Origin of the sequence: Zooshikella ganghwensis DSM 15267, assembly GCF_000428585.1 — a bacterium.
Taxonomy (GTDB): domain Bacteria; phylum Pseudomonadota; class Gammaproteobacteria; order Pseudomonadales; family Zooshikellaceae; genus Zooshikella; species Zooshikella ganghwensis.
Genome location: NZ_AUAF01000129.1, coordinates 1 through 13351, shown reverse-complemented (window position 1 = coordinate 13351; position 13351 = coordinate 1). Strand labels below are relative to the sequence as shown.

Sequence of the window (13351 nt, the reverse complement as noted above, 5' to 3'; positions counted from 1 at the left end):
TGAGGAGTAGCCATTTCGACTGTTTTTTTCGGTAGGTTGGGCTTGTTTGCTATCATTTAAGTATTCTTCTAACTCTGTATTAAGAGCTGTTTCAATCGTGACCTTTTTGAGCATTTGTGCAAATTGATTGAGGTCTTTTTCTGTTTTAATGCCCTTGGCGGCTTTTTTAGCAAAGGCTTCGAGTTCTTTTTGAGTCACCATAATGGCCTATCCTTATACATTGTTAACATTAAGAATAGGCGGTTACACAGAATCTTTTACAGTCTCTTTTAATCAAGGTATACCTTTTTCCTTAATGATATACATTTGTTATAAGTATATTGACATACTACTTATTAAACACATTTTGAAGTTTAAACTCACCAATAGTGACAAGCTTTCCTGTCTTTTTATCTAATACCTTTGGTAACTTTACTTTAAGCTCCTGGCGATAAGGCACTATGAGACAATCTGGACCATCACTTTTCACTACCATTAAAGTGGCTGGCGTCGTTTCTGTATTTACATATGCCTTAAAAAGGCCTGCATTACAGCCATAAACAGCCTCTGTCACAAGCTGTTCACCTTTTACAAAATAACCGCCATATAATTCAGTAGACCTCAAACTACTCTGCATACCTTCTGAGGCCATAACGCTAGATGACAGCAATGCACCAACAGCTAATAATGTCTTTACTTTCACAAATAAATTCCTTTTAGTTTAACCTTATTTAATACGCTCCTCAAAGAATCAAAATGATTTTTTAAACGTATTGGTTAAAACAAATTTATCTGCTACAACAAGATTACCTGTTTCTTTATCAATGATTTTTGGTAGTTTTAACTTCAACTGCTGTGGAAAAGGAACCATCATACAATCAATGCCATCTCCTGTTTTCACAACAGTTAGCTTCATGGGTGTATTTGTAGTATCAGCATATACTTTAAATAATCCTGCATTACATGCATATACAGCCGTAGCAACTAACTCATCCCCTTTAATCGAAAATCCACCGTATAAAGTAGCAGGTCCATAGCCATTCGTCACCGTAACATCTTGGGCAAATGCTTGAGTTGATAAAATCACACATGCGGCCATAAGTGATTTAATTTTCATTGATTAGCTCCTTCCATTTCTTATTAACATTAAGCGCACTTTAAAAAAGTGCTTTCAATCAAACAAATAAATATTATTAATCCATCTTATTTTCAAAAAAATAAGATGACACTGTAGGGAAGCAAGGAAAAATCTGCAAAAAAATGACGACATTTTTCAAAAAAACACCCTTCACGAATCATTTTTATGCTTGCCCTCCTTAATCGATTAGGCTAGCCTCGCTAAAAACTCTTCGTTTTGGCTATAATAGTAAAACGATGCATCAAACTCCGGCACAGATTGCCAAGAAAAAGTGCACTATTATAAATAGTAAACACACCTAATCTTCGCTAATAGCTTCTGCCGAAAAACTGCTAGACAATATGGCAAATGAACACAGTACTGCACAAAGTATCCTTTTCACTGTTTATCCTTACTTATTAACAGCAGGGCCATTATAGATACACAGACAAACAAAACAACCGTATTAATACTTATAAGACATAAGCCGTTTATAAGCTTATATTTTTAATATAAATAGTTTCAACCCACTTGAATTATTTTTAAATACCAATATATCCTATTCTGCTAATAGCAAAGGGTATTTTCACCTACTACATAATAACAGACTACTTCGGCTGTTTTTCACTTTTAAAAGCCCATCTCGATGAACAAAAATCAATCAAAATAAAACTAAAATGCATAACTTCAGCAGTTGATGAATAACTTTCACAAATATTACAAAATATATGTTTATAATAAGTTCATGCCCAACTCGTTTTTCGCTGTTGGCATCAGGAGGCGATGTTGAAAAAACTGATTATCTTTACAGACCTGGATGCAACGTTACTTGATCATAAACACTATGATTTTACAGCTGCCCAGCATGCATTAAACACCATTGTACGACACCAAATCCCGCTGATTCTCAATACCAGTAAAACGGTCGCAGAAACGCATGAAATCCGTAAAAAACTGAATATACATCATCCATTCATCATTGAAAATGGCAGTGGCGTCTGTTACCCGGCAGGCTATTTTTCAACGACACAACATGACAACACCAATAATGACTGGAAAGTATTATCTTTTGGGTTGAGCTATCAAGACATTCAAAATATATTAACCAAAATCAATCAAATTCAACACTATAAATATCAAAATTTTAACCAGTTGAATCCTGAGGAAATTGCAAAAATCACTGGGCTTACGATCGATCAAGCTTGTCTAGCCAAGCAACGCAATGGTACAGAACCCTTTCTCTGGGAAGATACCCCCGAAAATCTTACGACATTTATACAGCTTCTTGAAAATGATCACTTGCACGTTACTCAAGGCGGACGTTTTTATCATATCAGCTCACCTTGTGATAAAGGCAAAGCGATGTTGCAACTACTTCGTGATTTTCAACGTGCTTATCCACACAATGACTGGCTGACGGTTGCGCTTGGTGATAGCCCGAATGATTACCCCATGTTAGAAAATGCGGATATTGCTGTGGTTATCAAACCATCGACTGAAAAGCCTCCTCTATCACTCACCAATCACCCTCGGGTTATTTATACAACTAAACCTGGTCCTGAGGGCTGGCAACAAGCAATGGAACAACTATTTAACGAGTTTGCGCTTGATTAAAAAGGAGATAAGTGATGTCTGATTTTTATCAAAATGGCATTGTGACTACTTTACATAACCTCTCATCTCGCTCTGTCCGTGAGCTGGAAAAAGAATTGGTTGCTTTTGCACGTCACCGTCCCATGTCGCTGGTTTTACCCAGCTTGTACTCAGAACTGGCAGAGCCAGCCCTCGCAAAAATTGTTGATGAACTGTGCGAAGTGCCCTACCTGAGCGAAGTGATTATAGGTCTGGATATGGCTGATAAAGAGCAGTTTAATCACGCCAAAGAATATTTTTCACGGCTCAATATTCCCCACCGTGTTTTATGGCATGATGGACCCCGTCTCAAGGCATTGGATACCCTGCTAAGAGAAAAAGGTCTTGCTGCCGTGGAACGAGGAAAAGGTCGTAATGTGTGGTATTGCTATGGTTATGTATTGGCCTCAGGTAAAGCCGAAGCCATAGCCCTACACGATTGTGATATTAAAACGTACTCAAGAGATATGTTAGCACGGCTTTTATATCCCGTGGCTAACCCGAAGTTTAACTATGAATTCTGCAAAGGCTACTACCCTAGAGTCGCTGATGGCCATATCAATGGTAGAGTCAGCCGTTTATTAGTCACTCCCCTACTCCGGGCACTCAAACAAACCCTTGGTCAACTTGACTATTTAGAGTATCTGGATAGCTTCCGTTACCCTTTGGCAGGCGAATTTGCATTGCGTGTCGACGCCTTAAATGACTTAAGAATACCCAGTGACTGGGGATTGGAAATTGGTGTCTTACTAGAAATAAAACGTAATTTCGCCAATAACCGGATTTGTCAGGTTGATATCGCTGATAACTATGACCACAAGCATCAACCTTTATCCGTAGATGACCCTAGTAAGGGGTTAGCCAAAATGAGTATCGATATTTCTAAAGCGATTTTCAGAAAGCTAGCCACACGCGGCAATATTTTTTCGTTGGAAACATTCCGCACGGTTAAAGCAACATACTATCGTATTGCTCTGGATTTTATCGAGTCTTATTATAATGATGCGCTTATTAACGGCCTATCGATTGATCGCCATGAAGAGGAGCAAGCTGTAGAGTTATTTGCTCAAAATATAATGGCGGCAGGTGAAGCATTTCTCAATCACCCTATGCGGCGCCCGTTTATTCCAAGTTGGAACCGAGTGACCAGTGCAATACCTGATTTCCTTGAGCGTTTTTATGATGCCGTTGAAACTGATAATGCCTAAGCAATAAAATAAACGCATGCATTAAAATGACTACATATTCTATGCTACTCTCGTAGCAGACCTTGCCCTCCTTGCCCAAGGAGTAGCATAGAATATCAAGCTAATCAGTGTTAACGAAAAACGGCTGTTACTCAATAAGACGTAAGGGGTAGAGTTGCTTATTTATCATACCGCATCATCAACGCTCCCATGAGGATGACTCACATGCAGCCAAACGCACTGATAAGGTAACATCTTAAGCGTATCCTGAGCCTCATTTAAGCTACTATCGCCCATTAGATCAGCGACAACCTGTTCTCCCTCATCTAATAAATTACTCACGGCTAACTCAACATTTACTGCAGATACATTACACAATGCATAAATGATCTGTTCACGATCCAAACTAACACGTTTAATAATAAATAATGCTTTATTGAGTGATTTAACCGTTTGCCCCGCATCAGGGTGAAACGCTGGTTGCTGCTTTCGAATTTGCAATAACCGACTTAATGTATCAAACACTTCTGCATTGGGTGTATTACTGTTAGCTAACCGGGTTTCTAAATCCTTGAGTTGCCAGCGTGTGCGATTAATAGATCGCATACGCCCTGTCCGTTCGACATTAGCTAAATCATTTGGCGTCGCCGTTAAACTATGAATATAAACTGCAGGAATTCCCCGCATCGACAACATAATTATCTGCGAGCAAATAAAGCGGGGAATTTGCCACTCATCAGGACCACGTCGACTGCCCATTAATGCGTCAAATAAAGAAACATTCATTTCATAAGGCGATTCCGTTCCATCGGTATTGGTTTTCATGGTGACAAACCCTCCATACCGACGCACTGTGTCAATCATTTCTTCAACTTCATTTGCCGGTAGTAAATTCTCTACAGGCCTCACGCCAATACCATCATGTGACGCAGTAAAATTTAAATAAGTACAACCTGGGGGTAAAGGTGGAATTTGCTGTGCCCAGCTGGTGAGATAAGCAGCATTACCACGGTAAAGTGCGTGTAATACCATAGGTGGTAAACCAAACTGGTAAACCATGTGAGCTTCATCGCCCATACCAAAATAACTGATGTTTTCTTCAACCGGAACGTTGGTTTCTGTAATTAACACTACTTCTGGAGCAACGCGCTCTAAAACATCCCGCATCAATTTCACCACTTCATGAGTTTGCGGCAAGTGTATACAGGATGTGCCGAGTGACTTCCATAAATAAGCAATGGCATCAAGTCGAAGAAAGCGTGCACCAACAGCTACATAACTGAGGAAAATATCAATAAATTCCAATAGCATGGAGGGGTTATTAAAATTTAAATCAATTTGGTCTTCACTAAACGTTGCCCAAACATGCCTAACACCTCGACGTGTATGCACGGGCACCAACAAAGGGGTATTTCTTGGTCTAACCACCATAGACACATCAGTGCCTTTATCCTGCTCAATAAAAAAATCCCGTCCAGGTGGCTGATCATTCACAAAATCCATAAACCACACACTTTCCCTGGAGGCGTGGTTAATGACCAAATCAATCATTAAATCAAAGTCATTGTTAATAGCACGTACATCATCCCAAGTACCAAACTCAGGATTCACTTCTCGGTAGTCTATGACTGAAAAGCCATCATCCGAACTAAAGGGAAAAAAAGGTAGGATATGAATTGTCGTAAACAAATCACAGCAATATTCACTTAAAAACTTCTGAAGCATCACTAATGGGCGCTCACCCTCATGCAGGATACTATCCCCATAAGTGATTAAAAATGCATCTTGTTCAGTCCAAAGGCAATCTGGTTTTTCTTTTGTTAAACTCGCATAGCGCCTGACCAAGTCACAAATGCGTTCAACAATAACTTCCGCTTCATCATCACCATACAGAAAACGTACTCGCTCCAGCACACGCTGCTCAAAAGGTGTCATAGGCTACCTATGGCATACAAATAATGCGAACTTTCACTAAAGAAAATTACTGTAAGTCACAAGCCTTAAGTAAAAACGAAACAGCGACTTACAATAAGATTAAGTCATTTGTTAGTGTAGACGTAAACGGTACAGATTCAGGCAATTTCTGCAAAAAACCTTGGTACAACCTCACTTGCAGGACCATAATGCTGCTCTTTAAATAAAGAGCCAGATACTGATGGCTCTAAATTCAGCTCAACGGTATGTGCACCATGGTGAGAAGCTTCTTGAAAAAAACCTGCAGCTGGATATACATTGCCAGATGTACCAATCGCTACAAAGAGATCACAAGAAGTCAGTGCCGAATAAATAGCATCTAATGCCAGGGGAATTTCGTTAAACCAGACAATATGTGGACGCAAATGACCAGATAATTGACAACAGGGACAAGGCGTCGTCATCTGCAAATCTTCCAAATAAGAAAAAATCTCTCCGCAGCCTTCACAACGGGATTTCAATAACTCACCATGCATATGCACAACTTGTTGACTACCCGCCCGTTCATGAAGATCATCAATATTCTGAGTGACCAATAAATACTTCCCTGAAAAACGTTGCTCAAAAGCAGCCAATGCTTTATGAGCAGCGTTATATGTTATTTCTGGTGATAATAGCTTTTGGCGACGAGCATTATAAAAGTCATGCACTAACGTTGGGTTCCTCCTGAACCCATCAGGTGTCGCTACATCCTCAATACGATGCTCTTCCCATAACCCGTCACTTGCCCGAAATGTGCGAATACCCGATTCAGCGGAAATACCCGCCCCAGTTAATACAACAACGGACTGATAGGATGGCATATTCACCTCAACGTCGATGAGTAGAACGATAGGTCACCGTAGTTTTCTGCTTGGCAGGAAGCTTCACTTGCATACGGTTATGACCAATGATTTCAGCCCCTTCTAACAGAGAGAGCGACAATAAAGAAGCATCCTGATCAGCTAATACTAAAGATACTTCTTCTGTCTTACTATTTTGAATTTCAACCTGCCAGTCAATTTGTAATGTGTTTTTATCAATTTGTTTTACATCTTGCTTTTTACGCATAATATCAATATCAAACGACTCTCCTAGCCGCAGTTTAACCTTTTGACCAGCGCCAGTATCCGCTAAGGATGATTGACCAATCCATTGCGAGCGTCCGCGACTATCTTGCTGAAAAACACGCACTTCGCCTGAGGGTAAATCGCTTTCTGTTGTAAATTCATACAATGTTACTGGTCGTTCATGTTCACTGCTCATCTGTCGGCTAAAGGGGGACGAATAAAAGGCGTGTTCGTAATGACGCTGATACGCAATACCCTGCTCAGAAAGTAATGTCAATTGTTGCTCTGAATGGGCCGGAATAGCAAAAGCCTCTTTAAAGTGGTAAAAGTTCAACTCACCTAAGGCTTCAGGTGGTGCCGCACCTACAGCATCAGGCGCCATTGCCATTTCCATACGAGCACGCTCTTTAAATTTTGGCGAATATGCTGGCATACCTAGATCCCCTGCTGCCAAAGTCACTTCAGCCTGATTGAATTGGGTACGTGTTTTATTGGCCAAAATCGTATTTACTGTAATATTGAGCTTTTTCTGTTCAGGTTCAATCGCAATAGCATAATGGTTAGAATAGGATAAACCTGTCGTCAAATAACGTACTTTGGCCTGCTCAGTATTTTCCTTACCCTGCCACTGAGCCATTAACTGTGGTGTAAAGTTTGCCTTGGGTAAAGTTGCTTTCGGTAAGGCTATACGTAAACCATTCTGATCACGCAAATCCACCAGCAGGTGTTCTCCATCAGCAACAGAGACAATGCCCAGCTTATTTTCATAGGCCAACAGCGTACCCTGTCGACTACTGCTTAAATAATTGCCTGACTGATACACAGAGACTGACTTGCCTATAACACTTTTCATCAGCTGGTCATAAGTTAACGGCTGTCGTGTAAGTTGTACTGACTTGACATAGCCCTGACCTTGAATAGTCAAACTATCCAGCAACACTTGGTCACTAATATTTTGTAAGACAATGGTTTGCGCGCCAGGCTTGATCGGCTTATTAAAACCCTGCTCAACCAGAGCAGCATTCGGGTAAAGTGTCAGCGCAGTATGTTCTGCATCTTCTGCCGCATTGAGCGACAAGGTATCAGCAACACTCACTGGACTCATAACTAAAACACTGGAAATACATACCAGCGGTTTAAGCTTATGAACGACTGTGAGGCCCTTATTTAACACTGCTTTTTCTGGTAACAATTCAGGTAACAAAAAATTAAAAAGTTGCATTCACCACCCCTGTTAACATCCCACCTAAGTACAATTCACAGCTTATATACCCTTCGTTTTGGATACCGCTGAAGCACTATAGGCATGAAAAGGTTAAATCGCGATTAATATCCATTAATCAGACCACGCCAGTGGTGTTTAGTTGTCTTTGATAACCATTCAACGTGTACCAAAAATGCTGGAACAACCAGTAAAATGATCACAGTGCCAAAGGTCAGGCCAAATACAATAGATGTTGCCATTGGAATCAAGAATTGCGCTTGTAATGATGTTTCAAAGAGAATAGGAGTAAGCCCCGCAATCGTTGTAAGTGAGGTTAATAGCACCGCTCGCAAACGTCGACAAGCCGCTTCTACAATCGCCTCATTCACCCCCATGCCTTGCAGGCGTAATTGACGATAAACACTGAGTAACACAATTGAGTCATTAACCACAATGCCCGTTAATCCAAACAGGCCAAATAATGACAAAATCGTCAAATTCATATCCATGATAAAGTGGCCAAAAATAGCCCCTGTTAAGCCAAAAGGGATAGCCATCATTACTGCAAACGGCCAACTATAGGAAGAAAAAACCCACGCTAAAATAATATAAATCAGTAGCAGTGCAATTAAACCACCGAGTACCATATCTTCGAGGGTTTTCCCTTGCTCCGCTGTACGCCCTTCGTAACTTAGGCGAATACCATGGGTTGCTGCTAACTGTGGAAAAAACGTTTGCTGTAGTTGACTCAAAATTTCATTTGTATTCGCCCTATTTTCATCGACATCCGCACTGACAATAATCGCTAACTCACCATCAACACGATTTAAACTGTCTACTCCCCGCCTGATCTCAAAATTGACAATATTGCTTAAAACTTCTGTTGACTGATCAGGTAACACCACAGGCAACTGCTGTAAAGCAGATAAATAATCTTGCTGAGCATCCGATAAACGCAAGCGCACTTCAAGCTCTTCATTGGCATCGTGAAATACTTGAATTCGTCGCCCTTCCAAGGCTGTTCTTAAATAAAGCCCTACCTCATTAAGCGTCAAGCCCAGTGCATACCCTGCAGGTGTCATTGAGTAAATAAGCTGTTCTTTGCCAAAGGGTAAGTCATCTTCGACATTAGTGACCCCCTGAAACTGTCTTAACTTATCTTGTACTTGTTGAGAGCCTGTTTTCAAATCCGTTAAGGATGAGCCTGTCAGTTTAATCTCAATGGCTTTCCCTGGAGGACCTGCACGACGCTGTGTTAATGTAAATTTTTCAACCCCCGCAGGTAGCACAATATGTTGTCGCCACTGTCGAATTATCTCAGCATCACTAAATGATCGCTTATCGGCAGCACTGATTTCCACTTCTACAGAACCTAATTCATCCCCCTCAACTTCTTGCCCGCGAAAACCAAATGAAGCCGCGCGATGAATGACCAATACCTGATCAATAAAAGACTGACCCAGTTGCTGTTCGGTGTAACGCAACTGTTGAACCAGCGTATTTAAAAATTGAGTCACCTCTTGTTGAGACGTTCCTGCTGTAAACTGCACATTGGCACGCAAGCTATTGCCATCAATCGTTGGAAAAAAAGTAAACTTAATATGTTGGGTAATCACTAGGCCAATACTAATCACTAACAAACAGCAGGCTGCGGTAATTGTCAGTCCTCGGTAATGAACGGCACGTTGGATCAAACAACGAAAAAAACCATTGCGAAACTGGCTGAAGTGATTATCAATTGTCTCTCGTAGTTTATAGCGGCGAGACGATAACCCACTCAAACTATGATGTAAGTGGCCAGGCAATATAAAAAAACACTCCAATAGTGATGCCACAATGACACAAATGACGATGATCGGAATATCTCGTAAAATATTGCCGATATCACCTTCTAGAATCAGCAACGGAAGAAATGCCGCTATTGTCGTTAATGATGATGCAACCACTGGAGCTAACATTAAATGCGCACCACTTACTGCTGCATGCAGTGGCGTATCCCCTCCCTGGATCCGCTGCAGTGTATTCTCCCCAACAACAATCGCATCATCAACAATGATCCCCAAGGTCATAATCAAACCAAATAAGCTGACCAAGTTGATGGTGCCACCAATTAAATAAAAAATGGCCAATGCAGATAAAAAAGAAACAGGAATACCTAATGTCACCCACCATGCAACCCTGGCATTTAGAAATAGAAATAGCATGATAATGACTAAGCATAATCCACCCACTCCATTTTTCAGTAATAAGGCAATACGCTCCTGCAAATACTGCCAACGTTCATTAAACACATGTCGGGTAATTCCCTCGGGTAACTCATTAGCAGATGCTGAAAGCCACTGATGTAAAGTTTTTGCGGCTTGAAGGGTATCATCATTTTCTGTTCTAAGCAGTGTCATTTCAACGGCAGGCATGCCTTCACTACTCAACAAAATCTGATCATCTTTTGGTTGTCGTACCACATCAGCAACATCCCCTAACCTTATCAAGCGACCTTCAGGATCAATCACTAAGGGTAATGCCGCCAGAGCAGCTGGGTCACGTGCTTGACTTAAACTCCGTACAGGTTTGGCTCCTTCCTTTCTTGCTGCAGTGCCCGCAGGTAAATCCACACTACGCTGACTGATCAAGCTATAAAGTGACTGCAAGGTAATACCTAACTCATATAGTTTTTCTGGTGCAACTTTGATTGCTATTTCTTGCTCAGGTAAACCTCTAAAATCGATCTTGCGAATACCTAAACCTAATAACTGTCGTTCAAAGCGGTAAGCCAGTTTACGTAACTCATCTAAACTAACATGACCACGTAGCATCACTTTTGCGATAGGTTCATAACGTACTAATGAGCGTATTTCTGGTTGCTCTGCTGCCTCAGGCCAGTCGCGCAAATTATCAACCACTTGTTTTACATTATCTAAAACATCTGATAATTCAGTCTCCGGCTGAACTTCAATGCGTATTAAACTCACCCCATAGGTTGATGTGGCATAAACTTTATCGATGCCATTTACACCTTTTAAAGCTTGTTCAATCGGCATTGTCATACTACGTTGAATATCCTCAGCCGCAGCTCCACTCCACACAGAAGAAACCGTGATAACATCAACTTCAAAATTCGGAAAAAACTGCGTATTGGTAAGACGCAATGCCCATAGACCGACAATGATCGCAATTCCCATTAACAAATGCGCAGCAACTCTATGACTTGCTAATAATGGAATAAATCCAAAAAAAGAGGACTGATCAGTCTTCATTAAGGTACCCTTAATAAAGTGTCATATCCTTTAATAATAGTTAGTTAGGCTAGGGCCTGTTAACACTATTTGAATATCACTGTTATGACGGTAAAAGCACTAATCTAGGCGCGAAGCGTGAAGTTTAGTTGTTCTAAATGAACAATGAGCAACAACGAGTAGTGCTTTTACCGTCATACCCCTTCGGGCCGTGATTATTTTTCCACCTAGCAGTGTTACAAGTCATTTATGTAGAATGACTACACAGCATTCCTTGTGCCTTGCTTGGCGAAAAAATAGTCTACGGCAGTGGTGATTCAAATAGTGTTAACAGGCCCTAGGGTAATCTCATATAATTTTCTTTTAAATTACCCTTGCCCAAAGTCTGCATAATGATCGTCGAACACGCCATAAATCCTTCCCTGGTAGCTTGAGAAAGATAGGTTTTTGTTAAATTTGAATGGGTTTGAGAAACAGGTGCAGGGATACACACTATTTTTTAATACAGTTACCGTGTTAGCCCACATTGAACTATTTTTGACAAAGCTAGTTTCGACAAAGCTAGGCGGCTAAGTCTTCAAGGGAAGATTCAAAGCAAGTTCAAAAGCCTTACTAAAGTGCTGGACAAATGTGCTATTGAAAATGGCTTATGTAAAGTGAATAGTATATACGGTTACTCTGATTTAAGACACTGCTTGGAATATAGCATCTCCTTTTCTAACTAATACAGATGCTTCATAGTGAATGCTATCCAGACAATCCCAGGGTATAATTTTACCTTCCACGTAAACCCCTATAGGTACCATATCTGGCTGTACAGTTAAAGCCGGCGTACCATTGGATGATACTTCACTTTTAGGTTGATCTTGATTTGAAGGTAAAGTTGCAATGAACTTTTCATAGACAACAGGTGCAATATAAAAAGCCCCCTTATAAGTTACACAGAGCAAATCTTCCATGACCACAGACTTACCTCACTTGCTTCAAGATGAGTAACTAGCCGTTAAACCCTGTATAGGGTGTAATATACCCTTCACGAATCAATTTTTGGATTTGTTGTCTTCGCTATGGGTATAAAGTGTCATTGTGACAAGCACTATTACATATTAAATTGGTTAACAGACGCTTTCATTACGTTAGTCGCTCGTCCTACTGTAAGTTGATGACGCCTCTTTTCTTTATAGCAACATAGCAACATAGCAACATAGCAACATCTCTTTATGGCAGCATCAGTCAGCAGTATACAGCCCCCTCACAGTTAAAATGATAACATTATAGGTATTATAGGTCTTTTACGTTACTTTCAATAAAAAAATACTACACAATAGTGATATTTATTTTTCCGTGTTCAATCCAACTAGTGAATGCCACAAAACTTTCATTGAATGCCACGAAGTTATCATTGAAAAATTATGCATCTAAAAATCAGGATGATCTCATATAACTTGCGTTTCAAACATCATTGTCTAAAGACTGTATAACACCCGTCAAACACGCAGTCAATCCACCCTTTTAGGCTTGGTTACCATTTCCTTATGGTAAACAGAACAACGGACGTTATCTATCCTTCCTTTATCTTACAGACCATACATCAAAATATCATATATTCAAAACGAAGGTTTTTTAGCTGGAATAGCCAGGTCTGTTAAGACCAGCGACAACAATCACCCATTAAATAAAATCAACGTATTAGATAAGCTCGACTTTGGCCATTTAACTTAAGCAAGCATGCTTAAATAATGAGCAGAATTTGATTTTTTTGGTAGAAAACAAGCAGAATAACTGGAGTTCAAGTGGCAATGACGGCACAATTTTTTTGACAAAAAAATTAAACCATTCCAAGGAAGGGACCGTCATTGCCTGACTCAATTATAACGATTTTATCCGCATTTGCACCTTTAATGAGTTCAGCTACTTGGCTAAAAGCAACGACTTTAATAAAGGGCGCTTTGTTATGCAGGGGACCAAGACGTATT

Annotated in this window: 9 protein-coding genes and 1 pseudogene; 2 read left to right on the top strand and 8 right to left on the bottom strand. The window is 40.4% G+C overall.

Translation table 11 applies throughout. The features are described from left to right. The 3 genes and pseudogenes from F607_RS0120375 to F607_RS0120365 all read right to left on the bottom strand — a co-directional run. Positions 1–198: pseudogene (locus F607_RS0120375) on the bottom strand (IS256 family transposase); the annotation flags it as partial. A gap of 130 nt (positions 199–328) precedes the next feature. Continuing rightward, positions 329–682, bottom strand: coding sequence for a hypothetical protein (locus tag F607_RS0120370; protein ID WP_027709562.1), 354 nt, complete (start codon positions 680–682; stop codon positions 329–331). 48 nt (positions 683–730) lie between these two features. Further along, positions 731–1096, bottom strand: coding sequence for a hypothetical protein (locus F607_RS0120365; protein WP_027709561.1), 366 nt, complete (start codon positions 1094–1096; stop codon positions 731–733). Positions 1097–1879: 783 nt separating this feature from the next. On the opposite strand from F607_RS0120365, the gene F607_RS0120360 reads away from it, so the two are divergent. Further along, positions 1880–2710 carry an HAD-IIB family hydrolase gene (locus tag F607_RS0120360; protein ID WP_027709560.1) on the top strand — a complete coding sequence of 277 codons (831 nt, stop codon included), beginning with the start codon at positions 1880–1882 and terminating at the stop codon, positions 2708–2710. Between the two features lie 14 nt (positions 2711–2724). Continuing rightward, entirely contained in the window at positions 2725–3936 is a 1212-nt protein-coding gene (locus F607_RS0120355) for a glycosyltransferase family protein (protein ID WP_027709559.1), read from the top strand. 165 nt (positions 3937–4101) lie between these two features. Here the strand turns inward: F607_RS0120355 and F607_RS30765 are convergent, their stop codons facing one another. The 5 genes from F607_RS30765 to F607_RS0120330 form a co-directional block, all read right to left on the bottom strand. Next, positions 4102–5850, bottom strand: coding sequence for a sugar phosphorylase (locus tag F607_RS30765; protein ID WP_051311677.1), 1749 nt, complete (start codon positions 5848–5850; stop codon positions 4102–4104). 137 nt (positions 5851–5987) lie between these two features. Next, positions 5988–6692: a Sir2 family NAD+-dependent deacetylase gene (gene cobB / locus F607_RS0120345; protein ID WP_027709558.1), complete on the bottom strand. Its 705-nt coding sequence runs from the start codon at positions 6690–6692 to the stop codon at positions 5988–5990. A gap of 7 nt (positions 6693–6699) precedes the next feature. After that, entirely contained in the window at positions 6700–8160 is a 1461-nt protein-coding gene (locus tag F607_RS0120340; RefSeq protein WP_027709557.1) for a DUF4139 domain-containing protein, read from the bottom strand. Between the two features lie 104 nt (positions 8161–8264). Continuing rightward, the gene (locus tag F607_RS30760; protein ID WP_051311676.1) at positions 8265–11396 is read right to left on the bottom strand and encodes an efflux RND transporter permease subunit; all 3132 of its coding nucleotides are present in this window, start codon (positions 11394–11396) and stop codon (positions 8265–8267) included. 662 nt (positions 11397–12058) lie between these two features. Continuing rightward, the gene (locus F607_RS0120330; RefSeq protein WP_027709556.1) at positions 12059–12334 is read right to left on the bottom strand and encodes a hypothetical protein; all 276 of its coding nucleotides are present in this window, start codon (positions 12332–12334) and stop codon (positions 12059–12061) included. Positions 12335–13351: the final 1017 nt, after the last annotated feature.